This is a genomic window from Prevotella sp. MGM1, from assembly GCF_002933775.1.
Taxonomy (GTDB): Bacteria; Bacteroidota; Bacteroidia; order Bacteroidales; family Bacteroidaceae; genus Prevotella.
This window is the reverse complement of record NZ_BEWV01000136.1, coordinates 149,163-171,563: the sequence shown is the minus strand read 5'-3', so window position 1 is coordinate 171,563 and position 22,401 is coordinate 149,163. Positions and strand designations below refer to the sequence as shown.

19 protein-coding genes are annotated in these 22,401 nt (G+C 44.6%); 12 read left to right on the top strand and 7 right to left on the bottom strand.

All coding sequences use genetic code 11. The features are described 5' to 3' along the window. Window positions 1–7: 7 nt before the first annotated feature. From MoGM_RS05360 to MoGM_RS05345, 4 genes are all read left to right on the top strand, one after another. Window positions 8–442, top strand: a complete 435-nt coding sequence (locus tag MoGM_RS05360) for a hypothetical protein (RefSeq protein WP_146078653.1) — start codon at window positions 8–10, stop codon at window positions 440–442. Next, a complete protein-coding gene (locus MoGM_RS05355; protein WP_104369088.1) occupies window positions 439–1,332 on the top strand; it encodes a hypothetical protein in 894 nt (297 codons plus the stop codon). The genes MoGM_RS05360 and MoGM_RS05355 overlap by 4 nt, the downstream gene beginning before the upstream one ends. Before the next feature lie 220 nt (window positions 1,333–1,552). Further along, window positions 1,553–2,005, top strand: a complete 453-nt coding sequence (locus MoGM_RS05350) for a S24/S26 family peptidase (protein WP_104369087.1) — start codon at window positions 1,553–1,555, stop codon at window positions 2,003–2,005. A gap of 16 nt (window positions 2,006–2,021) precedes the next feature. Then, window positions 2,022–2,288: a PqqD family protein gene (locus MoGM_RS05345; protein WP_104369086.1), complete on the top strand. Its 267-nt coding sequence runs from the start codon at window positions 2,022–2,024 to the stop codon at window positions 2,286–2,288. Window positions 2,289–2,433: 145 nt separating this feature from the next. Here the strand turns inward: MoGM_RS05345 and MoGM_RS05340 are convergent, their stop codons facing one another. Both MoGM_RS05340 and MoGM_RS05335 read right to left on the bottom strand, forming a co-directional pair. After that, a complete protein-coding gene (locus MoGM_RS05340; RefSeq protein ID WP_104369085.1) occupies window positions 2,434–4,023 on the bottom strand; it encodes an OmpP1/FadL family transporter in 1,590 nt (529 codons plus the stop codon). A gap of 33 nt (window positions 4,024–4,056) precedes the next feature. Further along, window positions 4,057–4,959 (bottom strand): hypothetical protein, encoded by a 903-nt coding sequence (locus MoGM_RS05335; RefSeq protein WP_146078652.1) that lies wholly within the window; start codon window positions 4,957–4,959, stop codon window positions 4,057–4,059. A 136-nt stretch (window positions 4,960–5,095) separates the two neighbouring features. Between MoGM_RS05335 and prmA the strand changes: the two genes are divergently transcribed. Continuing rightward, on the top strand, window positions 5,096–5,971 hold the full coding sequence (gene prmA, locus MoGM_RS05330) for a 50S ribosomal protein L11 methyltransferase (RefSeq protein ID WP_104369083.1): 876 nt from the start codon (window positions 5,096–5,098) through the stop codon (window positions 5,969–5,971). Window positions 5,972–6,541: 570 nt separating this feature from the next. Here the strand turns inward: prmA and MoGM_RS05325 are convergent. Together MoGM_RS05325 and MoGM_RS05320 are read right to left on the bottom strand one after the other, a co-directional pair. Next, window positions 6,542–7,441, bottom strand: coding sequence for a glycoside hydrolase family 25 protein (locus MoGM_RS05325; protein WP_104369082.1), 900 nt, complete (start codon window positions 7,439–7,441; stop codon window positions 6,542–6,544). Window positions 7,442–7,525: 84 nt separating this feature from the next. Beyond that, window positions 7,526–9,169, bottom strand: a complete 1,644-nt coding sequence (locus MoGM_RS05320) for a diphosphate--fructose-6-phosphate 1-phosphotransferase (RefSeq protein WP_104369081.1) — start codon at window positions 9,167–9,169, stop codon at window positions 7,526–7,528. A 204-nt stretch (window positions 9,170–9,373) separates the two neighbouring features. Between MoGM_RS05320 and MoGM_RS05315 the strand changes: the two genes are divergently transcribed. From MoGM_RS05315 to MoGM_RS05290, 6 genes are all read left to right on the top strand, one after another. After that, window positions 9,374–9,646 carry a hypothetical protein gene (locus tag MoGM_RS05315; RefSeq protein ID WP_104369080.1) on the top strand — a complete coding sequence of 91 codons (273 nt, stop codon included), beginning with the start codon at window positions 9,374–9,376 and terminating at the stop codon, window positions 9,644–9,646. A gap of 24 nt (window positions 9,647–9,670) precedes the next feature. Beyond that, on the top strand, window positions 9,671–10,225 hold the full coding sequence (locus MoGM_RS05310) for a 1-acyl-sn-glycerol-3-phosphate acyltransferase (protein WP_104369079.1): 555 nt from the start codon (window positions 9,671–9,673) through the stop codon (window positions 10,223–10,225). A gap of 91 nt (window positions 10,226–10,316) precedes the next feature. Beyond that, window positions 10,317–13,136 (top strand): xanthan lyase, encoded by a 2,820-nt coding sequence (locus MoGM_RS05305; RefSeq protein ID WP_233210174.1) that lies wholly within the window; start codon window positions 10,317–10,319, stop codon window positions 13,134–13,136. A 31-nt stretch (window positions 13,137–13,167) separates the two neighbouring features. Next, window positions 13,168–13,476 (top strand): hypothetical protein, encoded by a 309-nt coding sequence (locus MoGM_RS05300; RefSeq protein WP_104369078.1) that lies wholly within the window; start codon window positions 13,168–13,170, stop codon window positions 13,474–13,476. Between the two features lie 105 nt (window positions 13,477–13,581). After that, on the top strand, window positions 13,582–15,540 hold the full coding sequence (locus tag MoGM_RS05295; protein WP_104369077.1) for a YgiQ family radical SAM protein: 1,959 nt from the start codon (window positions 13,582–13,584) through the stop codon (window positions 15,538–15,540). Continuing rightward, complete coding sequence (locus MoGM_RS05290; RefSeq protein WP_104369076.1) at window positions 15,464–16,288, top strand: hypothetical protein; 825 nt, start codon at window positions 15,464–15,466, stop codon at window positions 16,286–16,288. Before MoGM_RS05295 ends, MoGM_RS05290 begins: the two co-directional genes overlap by 77 nt. A 122-nt stretch (window positions 16,289–16,410) precedes the next feature. On the opposite strand, the gene MoGM_RS05285 is transcribed toward MoGM_RS05290, so the two are convergent. From MoGM_RS05285 to MoGM_RS05275, 3 genes are all read right to left on the bottom strand, one after another. After that, entirely contained in the window at window positions 16,411–17,898 is a 1,488-nt protein-coding gene (locus tag MoGM_RS05285; RefSeq protein ID WP_104369131.1) for an MBOAT family protein, read from the bottom strand. A 2-nt stretch (window positions 17,899–17,900) separates the two neighbouring features. Then, on the bottom strand, window positions 17,901–19,199 hold the full coding sequence (locus tag MoGM_RS05280; protein WP_233210173.1) for a hypothetical protein: 1,299 nt from the start codon (window positions 19,197–19,199) through the stop codon (window positions 17,901–17,903). Window positions 19,200–19,305: 106 nt separating this feature from the next. Then, window positions 19,306–19,938, bottom strand: a complete 633-nt coding sequence (locus tag MoGM_RS05275; RefSeq protein ID WP_104369074.1) for a TetR/AcrR family transcriptional regulator — start codon at window positions 19,936–19,938, stop codon at window positions 19,306–19,308. A gap of 163 nt (window positions 19,939–20,101) precedes the next feature. Between MoGM_RS05275 and MoGM_RS05270 the strand changes: the two genes are divergently transcribed. Next, window positions 20,102–22,399, top strand: coding sequence for an NADP-dependent malic enzyme (locus MoGM_RS05270; RefSeq protein ID WP_104369073.1), 2,298 nt, complete (start codon window positions 20,102–20,104; stop codon window positions 22,397–22,399). Window positions 22,400–22,401 lie beyond the last annotated feature (2 nt).

Below are 22,401 nucleotides of genomic sequence, written 5' to 3'. Positions count from 1 at the left end.
AAGAATAATGAAATCACTTAAATACGTTACAATTGCGGCAATGTTAATCCCATTTTTTTTCGTGGGAGAGGTTTCCGCAAAGAAAAAAATGCTGCCAAAGGCATACATGTTCGGCTTTTCTGCCGCATTTACAGACTCGGTCGTTTACTTTACGAATGTACAAACGGTAGATAGCGTTTGGATCGACACAAAAAGCAAATTCCTGCTCGGTCGTGACAACTACTCTTATCAGTTAAAGAATTACTTCGCCCAACAGAAGAATATGCCGGCAAGAACATGCGTGGTATTCTTCGGACAAAAGAAAAAGGATGTGGAGAAAAAACTGATAAAATTGAAAAACAAATATACCGTCAAAGCCAAGACTCCGTTTGATGTTCGTTTTCTGGAAACAGGCGAATTCAAATTCAAAGGGATTGACATGAGCATAGAAGAAGTAGAATGAAAAAGCGGCACTTCTTCCGTATCGCGGACTTTTATATATCCATAGTTTTTGAAAACTCAAACCAAAACAGCATTTCTTTGCTGCCTTCTTTCTCCGTTTTTGAAACCGAACAGCCGGAAACGGATTGTCTGTTGTTTACCCTCACGGTAGACGACAATCTGCAGCCGGCACAGGAAAAAGAGCTTATAAAGAAATGTGACACCGGCAACGGAGATACTTTGGTATATACACTGCCTGACGGCGGCTATCAGTATATCATAAAAGACATATACAATAATCCGTGCTGTTTACTGCACACAAACAAAGACTTCAGCCTGTGCACCTGCGCATTGAACGGGACGGCGACAATGCGCAGTTTTGGATTAAATGATGCCCTTATGTTGATTTTCGCGTTCCGGGGCAGTCATCAAGACACACTTCTAATCCATGCATCATGCGTTAGCCACAGCGGCTATGCCTATCCTTTCATTGCCAAGAGCGGAACCGGTAAAAGCACCCATTCAAGCCTGTGGCTGAAGCATATCCAAGACACGGAATTAATGAATGATGACAATCCCATAATAAGAATTATTGATGGTAAACCATTCCTATACGGTTCACCATGGAGCGGCAAGACTCCGTGTTATAAAGATATAAAAGCGCCCTTGGGAGCTGTAACAAGAATTGACCGGGCACCCGCAAACCGTATAGAAAGGCTACGCCCAGTTCAGGCATTTGCATCAATGCTCCCTCAATGCTCTTCAATGAAATGGGACAGCATTATTTATAATAATATCTGTAACATAATCACCCGACTTGTCGAAACAGTGCCGATGTTCACCATGCACTGCCTGCCTGATAAAGAAGCAGCCCTGGTCTGTCATAAAGGAATAGCTGGAAGCGGCTCCTAAAAAGTAATTTATCATATATAAGCAAACAGATTGTCAATCAAACGAATAAGGAACAGTTATTTGAATAAAGGCAACAATGTATTTAAACAAACAGAAACCGCTAACAGAATAAAGGGCAATAAAGAAAATCGTAATAAATCAACAGAATGCCAAATGTTCGCCAACATATATCCGACAAGCACTAAATAACAAACAGACAAAACATGAAAGAAACAGCCTTATGACAACAAAACAAATGCCAAATGCGACATTTATACCAGAAGTCATTAAGATTATAGAAGCCGGGCACACCGTCACATTACCATTACGCGGATACAGTATGAGGCCGTTTCTTGAAGACGGACGTGATAAAGCCATCCTAACGAAAGCAAAAAAGGCAAAAGCCGGCGATGTTGTTCTGGCGGAAATCAGTGAGGGTAATTTTGTGCTCCACCGCATAGTAAATATTTACGACGATGTAGCCACTCTCCGCGGAGACGGAAATCTGGGAGTGGAATACTGCCATCTGGATGATATCAAAGCCACTGCCGTAGGTTTTTATCGTAAGAACAAAATCACAGCGGATTACACCAACGGAACAAAATGGCTAATATACTCATGGCTATGGACACGCCTCTACCCTATCCGCCGATACCTACTGTACTTACACAGGCATTTATTCATAAAACAATAATAAGTCAATTAATATTATGATAACGAAGAAAGGATTTAATCTGCGCACAATTTGCGGTGAGCATATCATCGTGGCCGAGGGAAAAGAGAATATCGATTTCAGCAAGATAATAAGCATGAACGAGACCGCCGCGTACCTGTGGCAACAAGTTCAAGGCCGTGAATTCACGACAGACGAACTTGTGCTGTTGCTAACCAAGGAATACGATGTGGAACAGCCAACCGCTCAAAAAGATGTTGAAGCCATGATATTAAAATGGCATGAAGCCGGAATAATAGAATAATAACATTTCAACCAAAATCCACAGCCGCACTTCAAAATCTTTATTTGAAGTGCGGCTGTGGGTTTATATATGTTCCGTTCTACACTAAATTATCACCGCTCACTGCCATTATGCGCTTGACACAACAATACATTGACACAAATCATCAGAAAGTATACCCGACAGTGAACAGCAACTGATTACGCTTATTGCTTATATCTACCGCATCAGCGACATTCGAAGCATCGAGAACATCTGTAAACGGACGGAAAGTGCCATCTGTCTGACTATACTGATATGCAAGGTCAAGAGACAGTTTGTCTATACGATACCCGATACCGGCCGTCACACGGTATGTATCTTTCCAGTTCGTGCAGTCTGTCGCCGACTGATACATAACCCCGTAAGAGTCGAGTGTGCCGTCTTTCATCCCGTTTTTCTCGTACATCGGCGATACATAATTAAAACCGAGACGAACGGCAATGGCGGGATCGGGCTTGAACTCGGCACCCAGTTTCAATGTCGATACACCTTTAAGAGTGTTTTTGGTGTGTTCGTTCATCCATTCGTCGGATACGCTTGTCTCATTGCCATAATAGTCATACCCGTCGTTTACACGACTGTCAAGATTGCCATAATCGGCATATTCGTACGAAGCGCCGAGGGCGAGGTAGTTTCCTATCGTATGTCCGAGACTTAATCCGAACCGCCATGGAGTATAAAGCTTGAAGTCATAGCTTTCCGACAGGCTGAGAGAACCAAGCCCGCGATATGTCTCCGGATTGGCATTAGTGTCGTCTATCAGGAGTGTCGTGTAGTTACGGGTCGTAAGGTCGTACCACGTAGGCGTGGCAATAGACATACCTATTCTGAAAGGCGAGTTCTCAAACGGACGGAATATCACACCTGCTTTCAAGTCGAAACCCAGTCCGGTGATTTCACGAGAGTCTTCAAGCAGAGTACCTCCAAGCCCTTCATGGTTTGGGGCGAACAGCTCCGCATATTCCGAATAGCTTTTATAGTGAACGTCGTGAAGCCCCACCGTAAGTCCAAGATAAACCCTGTCGTTTATGTTTCCACTGATATTGAAATCGTATTCGCCTATATATCCTTTGCTTGCCCTGTCCATCATATAGCGCTCAGAGGAATAATAATGATATATATCTTTTCCGTTTGGGTCTATCAGAGGATTATACAATATCGTATTGTAGTACAAATAGTCCGTCACACTATACGCAAGGTCATTCGATATGACTTCATCGTCTTTTATCTCTACGAAGTCCCAACCGTTCTCCGCAGCCGCAACACCCTTGTTATACGACATCTTGTTCTGCGATGCGCCGGCAGCCATACGCCCGGCAGCTTTCAGTATATGGTTGAAATTACGGCTCTTGTGATAGTTGAAACCGAAGTTCACAAACGAACTGCGTCCCAAACGGTTCGAGTATACAAATCCTATCTGGTCGAAACTCAGGTTTGTCTTATTGCCGGTTGAGAAGTCTTCCGCTCCATCCTGAGACACGAGACCGAAAGACATGCTTGCCGTCGAGTGTCTGAAAAGTCCTATACCAGCGGGGTTAGTGGCTATCGTGGATATGTCGGCTCCGAGAGCGTCCATCGCTCCACCCATTCCCACATATCGCGCCGTACCATTCAAATCGCCCGTCGCAATGTTGGCATTCTCATAAGTCTCCTGAGCCGCTGCCGGCATAAGCCCGCACATCAAGGCAACAGCCAAATAATATCTTACTTTCATATCAGTTGTTCTTTTAATACTATTACCTTATTACTATCTGCGCCCGCCAAATCCTCCGGAACGGCTGCCTCCGGAACGGCTTCCGCCACCGAAGCCTCCTCCACCGGACCTACTGCCTCCAAAACCGTTTCCACTGCCAAACGAAGAGTTGGTATTGCGCGGCGGAGTTACCGGGCGCACGGTTTTATTATCATTCCTGTTGACGGTATTGGGCCTGTTCGCAGTATTTGTCCTGTTTGTTCCGAACCGCTCGGATGCGTTAAACTTACGATTTCCAAATCCTGAGTTTCTCGAATGACCTGTCGTCACACGTCCCTTACTTGTAGCGTTGCCGTTGCCATAGCCCGCAAGCGGACGACGTCCAGTACCGTTAAGATGATTCTTTGTACCCGTGTGACCGCCGGAACTGCCAACATAGATAGGACCGCCCCACCAATGTCCGTGCCAACCGTGATACCAGGGATCATACCAACCGTGATACCAAGGGTCATAAAACCAACCTGAATAATGCCATGGACTGTGATACCAGCTCGAATAATACCAAGGACTCCCCCATCCCCAAGCGTCAAAACGGCCGTCATGATAACCGGCCCAATAGGAATCTGACCAATGATAATCGTCGAAACGGCTCATCAGGCGGGTATATGCATAGTCATCGTCCGAGTTTTGCGCCACAGACGGATATACACCCGCCACACTGTCAAACTCTATAACGTCATTTCCGGCCGAGTCAATCTGATGCACAGAACTGCCTTGCCGGTTGTACTCATCGACGTCACGATCGCTCCCCGAATAATACGTGCCGCGCGGTATTCCGAAATCGGCGGTACTTTCGGCTACGCTTTTCTTCGTCGGAACGAAGTACATATCGTCTTGCGCAATCATGCTTGCCGGCATAGCCAACACAAACATTGACATAAGAATAAACTTTCTCATAATCGCTCCTTTTTTATTGTTTACTTCATTCATGATACAAAAATAATCATATTAAACCTATTATCACATGGAAAAGCCCTAAATAGTTATAGGAATTTCCCTATTTTTTGTATTTTTGCATCAAATTCATATTATTATGAGATATTACGAAGTTGATTTTAAAATAACAACCGGAACGTCCGGAGCCGATATTCAGGACGTGCGCGACCTGATAGCGGCTTTTGCCGGAGAGGCGGGTTTCGAGACATTCGAGGAAACAGACAACGGCATTAAAGGCTATATACAGACCTCCATGTATGATGAGGAAGCCTTGAAACAGGCCATAGACAATATACCGATGGAGGGAACAGACATTACATATAATGCGAAGGAAGCCGAATACAAGGATTGGAACGAGCAATGGGAAAACGAAGGATTCATGCCCGTTACAATAGCTGACAAATGCGTGATACACGACGGCAGGCACCTGCCGGAAGGTAATTTCGACATTTCAATAGAAATAGATGCCCGCATGGCGTTCGGAACAGGCACACACGAGACGACACGGATGATGGTTGCCACGCTGCTGGCCGAAGACCTTACAGGAAAGAGTGTGCTCGACTGCGGCTGCGGCACGGGAATACTCGGCATAGCGGCCCTGAAAGGCGGAGCAGCGAAAACCGTAGGCTACGACATTGACGAATGGAGCGTGGACAACGCACGCCACAATGCGGTGATAAACAATGTGGATGACAAATTCAAGTCCATCCTTGGAGATGCCTCGGTACTCGATGATACAGACATGAAGTTTGATATAGTAGTGGCTAACATCAATCGAAACATACTGTTGAACGACATGGAACGATTCCGAAGCGTGATGAAAGACGATGGAGAATTGATTATGAGCGGATTTTACAAAGAAGACACCGACGCTCTCAAAACTAAAGGCAAAAGTATCGGCCTCACTCCTAAACAGGAGAAAAATGACGGAGACTGGGCATGCATATCGTTCATTTCCGACAACAAACGCTAAACCACAAGAATATATAAAAAAGCGGCTCCGATATGTCATATAAAACTATCGCAGCCGCTTTCTCATTCGGAATAATATTGACAAAAGACGTTTTGTATTTCGATTATTTGGTAATGAAAATCCGTAGACCTGAAATATCACCTTATTTCACCATTTCACATAACATACTATTTATCAAGTATATACGCACTTCAAGCTGATATAACAGGAAACATTATCGTGATTATTCATCAAGTTTTCCGCAACGGGACGCTCTTTGGCCTGCATTTAGCCGCCCGTTAGAATGTAACGGGCGGCTAAACGTCTTGCAATTACTTGCCGAACAGACTCCAACGGGTATCCCGTTGCAGAAAAAAGGTAAAATAATAGTCATGAAATGATTATGCCGACGCATTATGTATAGTGATGTATATCGCATTGCCAACGTAGAATGAAGAAAAGCAAAGTGTTAAATTCGTGACTTTATTATTACATTCTCAATATCAAAGAGCACATGATATCAGGCAACGGAATGGCTTACACTACCATCTCCCCCAAAAAACGCCCTGAAAAATGACCGCTTCCTGACTGTCAATGTGGATAATAGTCCGGCTCATCCGATCCCTCTTCATTACCGATAGTAAGGCGACGCAAGTCATAATAGCTGCCATTGTATATATTGAAATCCACATATCCCTTTATTCCGGGCAACTTACCGCAATCCGTATGCTGCCAGAACTTCCATTTACCCTTATACTCAATCTTGTCAACATAATAGTGAGCGATCCAATAAGGATATTGATCGAATATGGAATCGCTGAGATAGGCCGTCTTGAACTTATAATAAGTATAGATTATCGGTTTCACATTATAATGCCTCTCTACAATGTCAAGCCATGTGAGAACGCTTTTCTTGAACTCTTCCGGACTTTGTTCTTTCGCCTTATGCTCCACATCAAGTACAGGAGGAAGATCGCCCTCTTCAAGTTTCACGTTACGTATGAAATGTTCGGCCTGAGCCTTTCCCGTAGAGCGTGTACTCCAAAAGTGGTATGCTCCGCGAATGAAACCGTACTCACGGGCCTGATAGAAATTATCTTTGAAACGATTGTCTATACGGCTTGCGCCTTCGGTAGCCTTTATCATGACAAACCGCACGGGACATCTCTCTATCATGCCGTTGTTCCTGAGATCACCCCAATCAATCGTGCCCTGATAGTGGCTTATGTCTATTCCGTGTATCTCATATCCTTCCGGATAAGAGACATCACCGTACAGAGCACGCCAACGGAAACCGAACGGGCCGACAAAAAAATAATAAAAAGCCCATACATATCCCAAAACGACGAGTCCGCCACCTATCCACCAAGCCCAGCCGGGCATCTTTTGAAGTATGCGGGTCAGCAATCCCGGCTTGTTCCTGCGCACGGGACTGTGATATTTCTTTCTCGTTGATTTTCTATTGGGGCGTCGTTTTACTGTATTCGGCATGCTGAAAATATAAACCGCAAGTCACACTGATAACGGTACATACCATGTCAATCGTATTACCAATGCAACTTGCGGTAGAGTATCTTATTTATTCTGCTCCAAGGCCAAAGTCATAGTCGGCTTGTCGCAAACTTCCGTCGGTCCCCAATACTGTATCGGACCGGGATATACATAACAAGTTTTCCTTGCCCACTCATCACGCATGGCGACAAACGCCTTGAAAGGCTCACCATCAAGTTCCACAAGAGCCTTTCTGATTACAGGCTTCATCTCTCCGTTGCGGCGCTCCATATTCATCATCATAGTGATTGGCACACCTCCGGCTATCCACTCGTCGGCCGGAGCCGTAGTGTTCTTCACGATAGCCATATAGCCGGTCTTTCCGTTAGCAATGAGCTGCACCGCACTCGAACCGAGAGCATAGCAGTAGTCGGCATCGAAATTTGACGGTATGGCACAGCGTCCCTCATATCCGAAGAAATGATGTAATGCCGAGAATTTTCCAGTGTATTTACCCTCATCTTTCCATTGGGCCAACTTGGCCTCACACATATCGGAAAGCAGTTTTTCTGTCTCAATGAGCGAAACCTGCACATTTCCGTGGGGGTCGCGGTCGAGAGAAAGCTGACTTGCCACGCCTTCCGGCAGAGTTGCGAACGTGGATGCGTTCTCGGCAGACAGATGGGCCATGATGTACTTGCGCTGAGCGTCTTTGTCCAAATCCTTGTATTCGTCACCATGAGCGGCAAGCAGGTCGTTTAGTTCCTGAATAAGGCGGCCTATCGCCGGTATGAACTCAATCAGGCCCTCAGGCACGATCACTGTTCCGAAATTATTGCCGTCTTCAGCACGGCGGGCAATCACCTCACAGAGGTTTTCAACAATCTGGTTAAGCGTCATGTCTTTGCTCTCAACCTCTTCCGATACAAGGCAAACATTAGGCTGGCACTGCAAAGCGCACTCCAATGCTATATGGCTCGCCGAACGTCCCATAACCTTGATAAAATGCCAATACTTGCGAGCCGAATTGCAATCGCGCTCAATATTTCCTATAAGCTCCGAATAAGTCTTTGTTGCCGTGTCGAAACCGAAACTGGTCTCTATCTGTGTGTTTTTAAGGTCTCCATCTATTGTCTTGGGGCAGCCGATTACCTGTACCCCATATTTCTTTGCGGCATAATACTCCGCCAGTACGCAAGCGTTTGTGTTTGAATCGTCTCCGCCTATAATTACTATTGCCTTAATGTCCAGCTCACGGATAATCTCGATACCTTTCTCAAACTGATCCTCCTCTTCGAGTTTTGTGCGTCCGGAACCAATCATGTCGAAACCGCCGGTGTTGCGATACTCGTCAATAACCTCTTTTGTAAGTTCTTTGTAATTATGGTCTACAAGCCCTCCGGGGCCGAGAATAAATCCATAGAGCCTGTTGTCTGGATTCAGCTTTTTAAGTTGGTCAAACAGGCCGGTGATTACATTATGACCTCCGGGTGCCTGTCCTCCGCTCAAAATCACACCTACATTGATTTTTTTTGTGTTTGCCTCATCGCTCGGAACAAACTCAACGACCGGCATACCATAAGTGTTGGGGAATAACTTTTTAATTTCTTCCTGATTGTCCACACTCTGTGTGGGAGCTCCTTCTTTTACTTTCACTGCACCTTGAAGGGCTTTCGGCAACTTCGGCTGATAAGCAGCCCTTGCAATTTGCAAAGCACTCTTTTCCATAAATAATTAATATTTTATATGAATAATGAACTAATCGCTTATTTCATGAATGCAAAAATAACAATTTTCATACAGAAATAAGAAAGAAACTGTATAAAATCAAATATTTAATTAATTTTCATAACAAAAACTTATCGTCATTCGCTTTTTTTCCGTATCTTTGACGAAGTAATTATAAATCGAAAAGACAAGGAGGCTATTATTATGACAAACAAAAGAAAACTAAAAAAGTACATCAATTCAAGTTGCGCGGATTTACTCGCCGAGTGTGTGGCAGTATCGCTTTATAGCGCAAAGACAAACGATGATAATGTGAAAGCATTGATGTTCTCTATACTGAAGCTGGAAAGCTGTTTTATCAGAAGAATATCACATCCAGAGCCAGGAATGAAAGCAAAAACATATTTTAAAGACCTCATTGACAAATTCCATGCAGGTGTCAATGAGACCATCGACCAAATAAATAATTTCAATTAATCACGGAGCAAGAGAATAATATATATGTGGAAAGCATTTTGCAGATGGCTGTTATACAAACAAATGGGATGGGTTGCCGACGTGACCGAGCCTCATCCCGATAAATATATTATATGTCTCGCACCGCACACAAGTAACTGGGATTTTCTCATCGGGCAGTTATATTCCGGCGCCGAAGGGCTGAAAAGTAACTTTTTGATGAAAAAAGAATGGTTCTTTTGGCCGTTGGGTGGCATTTTCAGACGTTTGGGCGGCATTCCTGTATGGCGCACAAAAAGAACAAGCATGACAGACAACTTAGCCGAAACAGCCAAAAAGTCGAGCAGTTTCCACCTGTGTGTCACTCCCGAGGGTACACGCTCGCTTAATCCAGAATGGAAAAAAGGATTCTATTTCATTGCAATGAAAGCCGGCATTCCCATATTATTATATGGAGCCGACTATGAAAAGCGCGTCATACAATGCAAGAAAACAATTATCCCAAACGGAGATGTTGACAATCAGATGAAAGAGATAAAACTATATTTCAAAGACTTCAAGGGGAAAATACCGGAAAAATTCACTGTCGGGGAGATATAAGCCTATGAGAATAAGGCATTTTTTTATATTATTATCGTTCTTGTATTCCATCGCCATAAGCGCCCAACCTTCGCGGATTGACGCTAAAACGGTGAAGAAAATAGAAAAGTTTCTCAAGAAATACAAGGTCAACAACAAGGACAAAAGCCAGACACCTGTTATTCTGGACTATAAAGTTGACAATAGCAAACGGACTGTAAGAATAACAGTTGACGAGACTTTTGCCATGCAGGAGTTTTCCGCTAAAACGACAAGAAAGATATATGAAGGAATAAGCAAAAGACTCGATAAAAGATACCGGAACCATAAGATAACGATAATCTCAAACGGACTGTCTATAGACAACCTTGCGCCAAACATAAAATCGGAGGCCGGTAAAAGGCTTTCCGGCAGAATAAATATAGATTATAAAGGCAATCCATGGGTCAAGAACATTTCCGATCCAACACAAATAACACACGGATTGCAAAATCGACACATATCGGTATGGGCAAGCCACGGACGGTATTATGACAACAATAAAAACTTATGGAAATGGCAAAGGCCCAAACTTTTCGGTACGACTGAGGATTTATTTACCCAAACGATCGTCGTTCCGTATCTCATCCCCATGCTTGAAAACGCCGGAGCAATCGTCTTTACACCACGCGAACGAGACTGGCAGAAAAACGAAGTCATTGTGGATAATGATGACAACATGGTCGGGACGAGCTATATAGAAGTCAGTTCGCAACACTCATGGAAAAATACCGGTATCAAGGGATTTGCCAAACATCCCGGATATTACACGGACGGAGAAAACCCGTTCACCGCCGGTACGGCACGAATGGCAAAGACAACAAGAAAATCAAACAGTTACAGTCTTATCTCTTACCAGCCCAAATTGCCACAAGAGGGAAAATATGCCGTTTACGTGAGCTATCAAACATTGCCAAACAGTATAGATGACGCATGCTATACTGTTTGGCATAAAGGTGAGAAAACGGTATTTAAGGTCAATCAGAAAATGGGAAGCGGCACATGGGTATATCTCGGCACGTTCGAGTTCGACAAGGGAAGCAATGAATTCAACAGGGTCGTGATAACCAATCAAAGTGCACGCAAAGGCGTTGTAACGTCAGATGCAGTGCGTTTCGGCGGCGGTATGGGAAATATCATGCGTGGAAACGCAACCAGCGGGTTACCCCGTTGTCTTGAAGGTGCCAGATATTATGCCCAATGGGCAGGCATGCCATATTACGTATACAGTACAAAATCCGGTACGGACGACTACCGCGACGACATAAACACACGCTCATACATGACCAATCATCTCGGCGGAGGTTCCTGTTACATGCCGACCGTCGAGGGGCGTAAAGTTCCGTTGGAACTGTCATTAGCCGTTCACAGCGACGCCGGATACTCAGCAAACGGCACAGGACTTATCGGTTCACTGGCTATATGCACCACAGGATTTGGCAGCGGTATGCTCAACTCCGGCATTTCGCGTACGGTCTCCCTCGATTTCGCCAAATCATTGCTCACAAATATTACGCAAGACATAAGATATAAATACGGCAAATGGGTGGAAAGGGAAATATATGACAGGAACTTTTCGGAAACGCGCATACCGGAAATACCAAGCGCCATAATAGAAACCATGTCTCACCAGAACTTCCCAGACATGCGTTACGGGCAAGATCCCAACTTCAAATTTACCCTTGCACGTTCTATATACAAAACTGTTTTGCGCCAGATATGCAACTCGCACGACCGGTCATACATCGTAACTCCTATGACACCAAACAATTTTCGCATAGAGTTTACGGATGGTAATGAAGTAAAACTGGCATGGGAACCGGTCGAAGACCCGCAAGAGGCCACCTCACGGCCGACAGGATACATCGTATATACAAGCGTTGGAAGTGCCGGTTTCGACAACGGAACATACATAAAAGGCTCAAATTATCACAAGGTTAAGTTGGAACGTGGCGTGCTCTACAGTTTCAAAGTCGCAGCGGCAAACAAAGGCGGAAAGAGTTTTACCACAGAAACGCTATGCGCCCTATACAACTCTGACAGCGAATACGCCGACAATATAATAATCATAGACGGCTTTCACAGACTCTCTTCGCCCGCTATCCGTGACAATGTCTTTGAGCAAGGATTTGACTTTGATGACGACCCTGGCGTATCTCTCGGCCCAACTGCCGGTTGGGTCGGCAGGCAATTATGTTACAACCGTGACAGAATTGGCATCGAAGACGAAAGCGGGTTGGGATGGTCAGGCGATGAATTTACAGGTATGTTCATTGCAGGCAACGACAGGAACCATGTCCGCACCCATGCCGAAGCGATACAAGCATCCGGCAGTTACAATATAGCAAGCTGTTCAAGTGAAGCCTTGGAAACAGGAAAAATAGACTTGTCACGGTATAAACTGGCAGATATGGTACTTGGACTCGAACGCAATGACGGGCACAGCCTCAAATACTACAAAACCTTTCCCTTGCTGATACGTGACCAACTGCGTGCATTTACCAAACGTGGCGGAAGGTTGCTGGTCTCCGGAGCGTACATCGGTAGCGATATGACAGCCCCTGAAGAGCAACTCTTCCTGAAAGAGACACTGAAATGCAGCTATGCTGGAAGCCACACAAGCCTAAATGACTTCATATACGGCATGAACACAACCATTCCTTATCACAACGCCATCAATGAGGAACACTATGCCGCAACAAAGCACGACGCATTCACACCGCACGGACAGGCATACGCCGCACTATGCTATAACAACGGAGGAAATGCCGCCATCGCATATAGAGGAAGCGACTATCGCTCGTTCACGATGGGCATACCGTTCGAATGCATCAAAGAAAACCAAAAGAAACATTCTATCATGAGGGGAATAATGGATTTCCTCATGAAATAAGTTCAATAACTGTAACAAATACATTAAGATTATGTTCAAGATTCAAGCAAACCTATCCGGTACACGGTACATATGCATAAGCGAGGAACATCTGCAAACAATAGACAAATATCTGCTGTTCAGAGATTTGATAGACAGCAATGGATACGTGGACGAACAAGTGCTCGACAAACTGAGACTGAACACCCGCTCACTTCTCGAATCAAGCGGGAATAACGATAAGGCACTGCTCGACCTTTGCCTCGATGTCATTTATCATCCCAATATGAAAGCGTTCGGACTGCAAAAACTGGTGCAGCTTTTCATCGAATGGAAAAACAAAGACCCTCAGGCAGAGTAAGTAAAACAAATCAACCGCACCGACATCTCCAACCGGCTGATTGCGCATTTCGAATAATAACAATACAGACATAAAGCCAGCAAGTATTATACAAGGGCGAACAATATGGAATATAAACTATCGGATTTCCTGCCAACGACAAAAAAGGAAATGGATATTCGCGGATGGCAAGAGGCTGACATCATTCTGTTTTCAGCCGATGCTTATGTAGACCACCCCTCTTTCGGAGCGGCGGTAATAGGCCGGACACTTGAAGCGGCAGGATATAAAGTGGCCGTCGTTCCTCAACCGGACTGGCATGGAGACTTCCGTGATTTCAAAAAACTCGGTCGTCCGAGACTCTTCTTCGGCATATCTCCCGGTTGTATGGACTCAATGGTAAACAAGTATACCGCCAACAAGCGACTACGCTCTGAAGATGCATACAGTCCAGAAGGCCGGCACGACATGAGACCGGAATATCCTACCATCGTATACTCAAAGATACTCAGACAGTTGTACCCTGATGTTCCTATCATCCTTGGAGGCATTGAGGCATCATTGCGCCGACTGACGCATTACGACTACTGGCAGGATTCGCTGCGCAGATGTATCCTGTGCGACAGCGGAGCCGACCTTATAGTATATGGTATGGGCGAGAAACCTATAGTGGAGCTCTGCCGACAGCTCGAAAGCGGAATGCCGATAAAAATGATTACGGACATTCCACAGACCGTTTACCTAACAAACAAAAACGATCTACCTGGCGGCATATCAAAAGACGACATACTGCTGCACAGCCATGAGACATGCGTAAAAGACAAAAAAGCGCAAGCCGAAAATTTCAGGCATATCGAAGAAGAATCGAATAAAATCCATGCCCGACGCCTTATACAGGAGGTGAACGGGAGATTAGCCGTTGTCAACCCTCCATATCCTCCCATGACATCAAAAGAACTGGACGCATCGTTTGACCTGCCCTATACCCGTGTCCCGCATCCCAAATATAAAAACAAGCGTATTCCGGCCTACGAGATGATAAAATTCTCTGTAAACATACATCGCGGATGTTTCGGCGGATGTGCGTTTTGTACCATATCGGCACATCAAGGAAAGTTCATTACCTGCCGCTCCAAAGAAAGTATTATAAAAGAAGTGAGGCAAGTCATTGACATGCCCGACTTCAAGGGCTATCTGTCTGATCTCGGCGGTCCGTCGGCAAACATGTATGGAATGAGAGGGCGAAACATTAATATATGTGAGAAGTGCAAACGTCCGAGTTGCATAAACCCGCAGATATGCCCTAACCTGAATACCGACCACAGCGCACTGACAGACATTTACCGGACGGTGGATAAACTTCCCGGAATAAAAAAGAGTTTCATCGGCAGCGGCGTGCGCTACGATCTGCTGTTGCATAGAAGCGACAACGAGAAAACAAACAAGGCGGCAGCCGAGTATACGCGCGAATTGATTTGCAAACACGTGAGCGGCCGGCTAAAAGTGGCTCCCGAGCACATGTCGGACAACGTGCTGCGGCTGATGCGCAAACCGCCGTTCAGACAGTTTGACGAGTTCAAACGCATATTTGACAGAATAAACCGTGAAGAGAACTTGAACCAGCAGATAATCCCTTACTTCATCAGCAGCCATCCGGGATGCAGCGAAGCCGACATGGCGGAACTGGCAGTGAAGACAAAAAAGCTGGATTTCCACCTCGAACAGATACAAGACTTCACGCCCACTCCAATGACGGTAAGCACCGAGACATGGTATACAGGCTACGACCCGTACACCATGGAACAGGTATACAGCGCAAAATCGCAACGGGAAAAACTTGCCCAGCGCCAGTTTTTCTTTTGGTACAAGCCAGAAGAAAGGCGCGGTATAGAGCAGTCTCTCAGACGTATAGGGCGACCGGAACTAATCAGCGAATTATGGTCACAACCGCAAATGGTTTACCAACACCACAGAGAGACACGGCAAAAGACCGCCTCACAGAACAGAAATGGAAATAATAGAGCAAAGCATAACAGCGAAAAGCAAGACAACAGAGCCGGAAGACGGGATCGTAATCACAGATGATTTCATCGCCGTAATAGACGGAAGCACAAGTAAAACGGCCAAACGCATATCTCCCCAGCACTCCAACGGGAGATACTGCATGTTGCTGATAAGCGAATATATCAGGAGTGTCGACGCAGACATCGATATCAATGGCTTTTGCTCCGGTGTAACCTCATGTGTCAATAGTGTATATGACAAAGACACAAAAGAACATGCCAAATCTCATCCGGAAGAAAGAATCACGGCAAGTTGCATAGTGTTCAGCAAAAAAAGGCGGGAGATATGGATGATTGGAGACTGCCAGTGCCTGATAGACGGAAAGCTTTATGAAAATCCCAAACCGGATGAAAGCATCCTTGCCGGACATCGGGCAGAAATCATAAGCAAAGCCCTGGCGGAAAAGACACATACCATTGATGACATAAGAAATAACGACATCGGCCGGAAAGCCATAATACCGGATATGATAAGGAACATGGAAAACCAAAACAAAACATACTCCGTGGTCGACGGTTTTCCTATCCCCATGGACAAAGTAAAAAGAATATCACTCGCTGACAATGAAGGTACCGTGGTATTGGCAAGCGACGGATATCCGTTCCTGTGCCCCACCCTTTCTCTGTCGGAGGAAGCTCTTCATCAACAGCTCACCAATGATCCGCTGAACATTAAAACGTTCAAGGCTACCAAGGCCTTTATGGACGGAAATAATTCATTTGACGACCGCACATACATACGTTTCAGATACTCAGCAAACTACTTATAGCAAAAAGTGATAATACCAAAAGGACTTTTATAAGATTTTTCACAACAACGGATTAGTGTCACAAGCCGTCAAAACATGTATTTTATCAAAGAGGTTCTCCATTTAGATTATCCCCCAACCGCTCAGAACTGGAAATAAATGAACGGTTGTATAGCACTGCTCTTGACCTGAATGACTATATATATCACTGCCGAAACCAATAAAGCGTCAACCAAGACATTGCCACGGGTAAGCAGTTTTATAATTCCATCCTGCCAACTGTCGGGAATAAAATGAGTGACATATCCGAAAACTATAAGACCGAACACATATTGATAACTCCCGATAACTTGCATGAATAACTCGGAATGAAAATCCGTGAATATACGGTTAAGCATCATCATGCTCGCCGAGAAATCGGTATTGCGAAAGAAAATCCATGCGAAACAAACAAAATGGAATGTAAATAAACAACCGAAAAACCTACGCATTCCATGCGAGACATAATTCTTTTCATGGCGGAATATATTAGCGCTCGCATATTTATGGGCTGCCAAAGCCAACCCGTGAAGCCCGCCCCATGCCACGAAATTGAGACTCGCGCCATGCCATAAGCCGCCAAGAAGCATGGTAACCATCAGATTTACGTACGTCCTCACGGCTCCTTTGCGGTTGCCGCCAAACGATATATAAATATAATCGCGAATCCATGATGACAGAGAGATGTGCCAACGCCGCCAAAACTCGGTTATACTACAACTGCGATAAGGGGCATCGAAATTAAGAGGAAAATGAAAGCCAAGCAATAAAGCTATGCCTATCGCCATATCGCTATAACCGCTGAAATCGCAATAGATCTGCATAGCATAACCATAAAGCCCCAACAAATTCTCCACTCCTGTATAAAGCCTCGGATTATCGAATATACGGTCTACAAAGTTGAGACTGATATAATCGCTTATCACAGATTTCTTGAACAGTCCTATAATTATAAGGTAAACACCACGTGAGAACATCTCGCGGGTGACTATGAGCGGATGATGTATCTGCGGCACGAAATCCCGCGCCCTGACAATCGGTCCGGCAACGAGCTGCGGGAAGAAAGAAACATAAAAAGCATAATCGAGAATATTGCCCAACGGCCTAAGGTTTCCACGGTACACGTCTATCGTATAGCTAAGACTCTGAAATGTAAAGAAACTTATTCCCACAGGAAGGAATATATCCCATGGCTGGAAATTATTCCCAATCATGTGCTCGAACATCCCGACAAAAAAGTTGGTGTACTTGAAATAGCCAAGCATCCCAAGATCTATCAGCAAACTCAAAGTGACCAAAAACCGAGGAACAAACATACTCTGCGGACTTTTCTGCCTGTAATTCCATATACATCGGGCTATCAAATAATCGGAAACTGTCACTATAGCCAACAAAAAGAAATACGTACCACTGCTCTTATAATAGAAGTAGTATGAGAAAGCGGTCACAAACAGAAGCCGCAAAGTACGCTGCTTATTGAGCAGCATATATACAAACGAGAAACCAAGAAAAAGAAACAGGAACAACCCCGAACTGAAAAGCAACGGCTCCTCGGGATTATATGCAAGCATACTTGATATTCTATCCAACATGTTCATTCACCAATACTGTATTTATAATTGTCGTATCCAGCCATGAAAGAATCGTAGAAATACCCGGCAAGACAGGTTCCGCCACCAAAACTAAGATGGGTATAATCTTTGTTTGCCAATTTTCTCTCCACCAGTGCCTTCATGCTTTCCCTGCCGCCCATAGCCTTGAACAAGTTGAAATATGCCACCTTGCACTCAGACGCCATTATCTGCTGATAGGCAGAAAGCGACTCTATGCCTGGCATCGTCTTTATTCCGTCTGCTGTGCGCTGGTTTCTATCAGGAACACTTACTATCAGTATCGACGCCTCAGGATATGCACCGCGAAGTTTTTCCACGGCACGCGTCATCCTCTTGATGTATGCCTTGTAATTGGCCGAACGACTTTTCTCACTCACCACATTCAAACCGAAATGCAATATGATGAGGTCGTAAGGACGCAGACGGGCAAAATCTGCCAAAACAGAATGCGGGATATTGGCAATCGTAAATCCCGCCGAACCACGCATACTGAAATTATCAAGCACCACACCATAATCAGACTCCAGTGCCATGCCGTATATAAATGTATCATGGCCAACACCGGTGAAGCGATATGATATATTTCTCATGGAGTCGCGGTCTTCTATCATCCTGACAACAGAGGCCGAGTCTATCACCCGAACGGTTTCCGACCTTCCGTTAATGCTTGTATGCAGAGACAGGCCACTGCCGGTACGAAGAAACAGCCGGGCTACATTCCAACCTGATGAATGCTTGCGGTACTTTGTGCCCCCCGTCCATACGACAGCATTTTCCGACGGAATGAAATATCTCTGGTTTATGCCAGCATTGTTATGATTATAAGGTTTCTTCACTACCTCATAGCCAGAGAATCCACTGAACTTTTGGCTTATCGTCGGCCTGAACCCGTTTATCTTATTGCCGCAGTCAACCCATCCTACACCATTTCCGCCGAAACGCCGTTGCAGCCGTTCCCTTATATCACATGTAAGAATATCACCTTCTATAAAAGAATCGCCGAAATAAGCTATCCGAACCGGACGTTCCAAAGACTTGACACAGTTAAGCATCTCATAAAAATGCCTCATGCCTCCGGGTGCGCCTCCGGAGTAGTCGTCAATCATCGTCACCCCATCAGGTATCACCTGCCTCGAAGGTATCGACACCGTATCCGCCTGAGCAACTGAGTCTGGCACTTCTTTCAAAAGCGGAATGGTATCCTCGGTTTCACTGTTTCCGTATACTTCAGGAATAATATCACTGAGAATATTGACATGACGCATCTCGGAGTCATTCAAATAAATAGTAGGTAACTGATGCAGAGCCAAAAGGACAACAACAACCAACCCTGTCAATATAAAGGTCCGCGCACCGTGATTCATATCCTATAACCAATCTATGCTCTTACCTATTGTAAGTCAACAAAAAACCATCCAATATTTCCCCCCCCTTGGATGTACATATACCCCTCAAAGAAACAAAGACAATATTCATCATTATTTCCTCCCAAGTATATTGCTTATATAATTGGGCCGACTTAAAATAATCGCCCAATGCGTCAAACAAGCAGACAATAAGCTTACAGTTAATATCGCTCCTGAAATATCCTTCTTCAATACCACGGTTAAGAAAATCAACGAATTGCGTTCCGGAATAAATCTTCTCTTCATTCAGATAACCTATCACATCAGGATACTTTTCCATATCAGAAAAGAACAGGGGATTTGCCTCGCGGAATTTCTCTATATTCAATTTGTAAGCATATAATATCACATCCATTACACTGTCGCTTTTCGAAGCGAATTCCTTCAAATGCTCACGCCTCATTATATGGTCTTTCTTAATCCCCTCATAAAGCAAATGCTCCTTGTCACTATACATTTCGTATAATGTACGCTTTGAGACAGACATGACATTGGCTATATCATCCATTTTAACGGCACGAATACCGTTCTTCATGAACAATGATATCGCTGTTTCCAATATTCTGTCCCGCAAAGACTGCCTGTATATGGAAAGATTTTTAACCTCTTGCATGACCTAACCTTAATTAGGTTGCAAAGTTACTAAAATAATAAAAAAAAGAAACATTTTGAATATTTTTTTATTAACTTTGCCTCTGTATATTCAATATTAACAAAGAAAACCTGCTTTGACAAACTATTACTAAAGATAATAATCCAACTTTATAATAAATAATATGGTAAAAATATCCAAAGAAGCCGCTCTTGAATACCACGAGAACGGAAGACCGGGTAAGATAGAAGTAAAACCAACCAAATCTTACCGCACACAAACAGATTTAAGTTTAGCCTACTCACCCGGTGTAGCCTATCCGTGCCTTGAAATACAACAGAACGCGAATGACGCTTATAAGTATACGGCAAAAGGAAATCTTGTCGCAGTGATAAGCAACGGCACTGCTGTACTCGGACTTGGAGATATCGGCGCATTGAGCGGCAAACCGGTCATGGAGGGAAAGGGACTTCTATTTAAAATATATGGAGGTATTGACGTATTTGATATCGAAGTCGCAGAGAAAGATCCCGAGAAATTTTGCGAAGCGGTAGAAAAGATTGCCCCTACCTTTGGAGGTATCAATCTGGAAGACATTAAAGCTCCTGAGTGCTTTTATATAGAAGAAAGACTCAAAAAGACATTGGATATTCCTGTGATGCACGACGACCAGCACGGTACAGCCATAATATCAGCCGCAGGGCTTAAAAACGCACTTGAAGTAAACGGTAAAGATATTTCAAAGGTCAAAATCGTGGTAAACGGAGCCGGAGCCGCCGCTATTTCATGTACAAAATTATACATGGCATTAGGCGCAAGACGAGAGAACATAGTGATGCTCGACTCAAAAGGCGTGATAACCAATGACCGTCCGAACCTCACAGAGCAGAAGAAGTTTTTCGCAACCGACCGTAAAGACATACACACACTTGAAGAAGCGATAAAAGGCGCCGATGTTTTTGTCGGACTGTCAAAAGGAAACATTCTGTCACAGGACATGATACGCTCGATGGCCGAACAGCCAATCGTATTCGCATTGGCAAACCCCGTCCCCGAAATCAGTTATGAAGAGGCCATGGCGAGCCGCCCCGATGTACTCATGTCTACCGGACGCTCTGATTATCCGAACCAAATAAACAACGTAATTGGTTTCCCATACATATTCCGCGGAGCACTCGACGTACATGCGACAGCCATTAACGAAGAAATGAAAATGGCCGCAGTAAACGCCATTGCGGAAATAGCCAAGCAGCCGGTACCAGACGTTGTCAACGATGTCTACCACGTAAACAATCTCACTTTCGGCCCGTCATACTTCATTCCGAAACCTGTTGACCCGCGATTAATTACAGAAGTTTCCGCCGCAGTGGCCAAAGCAGCAATTGAAAGCGGTGTAGCCAGAAAGGAAATAACCGATTGGACGGCATATAAGAACCATCTTCGTGAGTTGCTCGGACAAGAGACAAAACTGACACAGAAATTATATGATACGGCACGCAATCATCCGCAACGTGTGGTATTCGCTGAAGGTATACACCCCACGATGCTGAAAGCTGCCGTACAGGCCAAAGCCGAGAAGATCTGCCATCCAATACTGCTCGGCAACGATGAACGCATTGAGAAACTGGCAAAGGAACTTGACCTTAATCTTGACGGCATAGAAATAGTCAACCTGCGTCACGACAATCAAGCTGAGCGCCGCGAACGCTATGCGAAGATACTGGCCGAGAAACGTCAGCGCATGGGATATACGGAGCAGGAAGCCAATGACAAGATGTTCGAGCGCAACTATTTCGGAATGATGATGGTGGAAACGGGCGAAGCCGACGCTTTCATTACCGGATTGTATACAAAGTATTCAAATACGATTAAAGTGGCGAAAGAAGTTATCGGCATACGTCCCGAATACAAACATTTCGGAACCATGCATATACTCAACTCTAAAAAGGGAACATATTATATAACCGATACGCTGATAAACAGGCATCCAGATAAAGAAACACTCGTAGACATAGCCAAACTCAGCGCCATGACCGTCCGCTTTTTTAACGACGAACCGAGAATGGCAATGATCAGTTACAGCAATTTCGGAACGGAAGAAACGGGAAGTCCAGTACAAGTCCATCAAGCAGTTGAGGAGATGCAACGTGAATATCCCGATTTGGCCATCGATGGAGAGATGCAGGTTAACTTTGCGATGAATAAGGAATTAAGAGACAGCAAGTATCCGTTCAGCCGATTAAAAGGACTTGATGTCAACACGCTTGTCTTCCCAAATCTAAGCAGTGCCAACGGTGCCTATAAATTGTTACAGTCGTTAGACCCTGACACGGAAATCATCGGCCCGATTCAAATGGGTCTTAACAAACCCATTCACTTCACCGATTTCGAATGTTCGGTTCGTGATGTGGTGAACATAACAGCGGTAGCTGTAATTGACGCATACGTCGATAAATTAAAACAAGGAGACTGCGAAGAATAAAT

Bases quoted from the DNA above. Each gene is read 5' to 3' on its own strand.
- MoGM_RS05290 (WP_104369076.1), top strand. From the start codon at position 15,464: ATGGAAATAATAGAGCAAAGCATAACAGCGAAAAGCAAGACAACAGAG.
- MoGM_RS05275 (WP_104369074.1), bottom strand. From the start codon at position 19,938: ATGCAAGAGGTTAAAAATCTTTCCATATACAGGCAGTCTTTGCGGGAC.
- MoGM_RS05295 (WP_104369077.1), top strand. From the start codon at position 13,582: ATGGAATATAAACTATCGGATTTCCTGCCAACGACAAAAAAGGAAATG.
- MoGM_RS05355 (WP_104369088.1), top strand. From the start codon at position 439: ATGAAAAAGCGGCACTTCTTCCGTATCGCGGACTTTTATATATCCATA.
- MoGM_RS05360 (WP_146078653.1), top strand. From the start codon at position 8: ATGAAATCACTTAAATACGTTACAATTGCGGCAATGTTAATCCCATTT.
- MoGM_RS05325 (WP_104369082.1), bottom strand. From the start codon at position 7,441: ATGCCGAATACAGTAAAACGACGCCCCAATAGAAAATCAACGAGAAAG.
- MoGM_RS05350 (WP_104369087.1), top strand. From the start codon at position 1,553: ATGACAACAAAACAAATGCCAAATGCGACATTTATACCAGAAGTCATT.
- MoGM_RS05320 (WP_104369081.1), bottom strand. From the start codon at position 9,169: ATGGAAAAGAGTGCTTTGCAAATTGCAAGGGCTGCTTATCAGCCGAAG.
- MoGM_RS05345 (WP_104369086.1), top strand. From the start codon at position 2,022: ATGATAACGAAGAAAGGATTTAATCTGCGCACAATTTGCGGTGAGCAT.
- MoGM_RS05335 (WP_146078652.1), bottom strand. From the start codon at position 4,959: ATGAGAAAGTTTATTCTTATGTCAATGTTTGTGTTGGCTATGCCGGCA.
- MoGM_RS05315 (WP_104369080.1), top strand. From the start codon at position 9,374: ATGACAAACAAAAGAAAACTAAAAAAGTACATCAATTCAAGTTGCGCG.
- MoGM_RS05310 (WP_104369079.1), top strand. From the start codon at position 9,671: ATGTGGAAAGCATTTTGCAGATGGCTGTTATACAAACAAATGGGATGG.
- MoGM_RS05340 (WP_104369085.1), bottom strand. From the start codon at position 4,023: ATGAAAGTAAGATATTATTTGGCTGTTGCCTTGATGTGCGGGCTTATG.
- MoGM_RS05285 (WP_104369131.1), bottom strand. From the start codon at position 17,898: ATGTTGGATAGAATATCAAGTATGCTTGCATATAATCCCGAGGAGCCG.
- MoGM_RS05300 (WP_104369078.1), top strand. From the start codon at position 13,168: ATGTTCAAGATTCAAGCAAACCTATCCGGTACACGGTACATATGCATA.
- prmA (WP_104369083.1), top strand. From the start codon at position 5,096: ATGAGATATTACGAAGTTGATTTTAAAATAACAACCGGAACGTCCGGA.
- MoGM_RS05270 (WP_104369073.1), top strand. From the start codon at position 20,102: ATGGTAAAAATATCCAAAGAAGCCGCTCTTGAATACCACGAGAACGGA.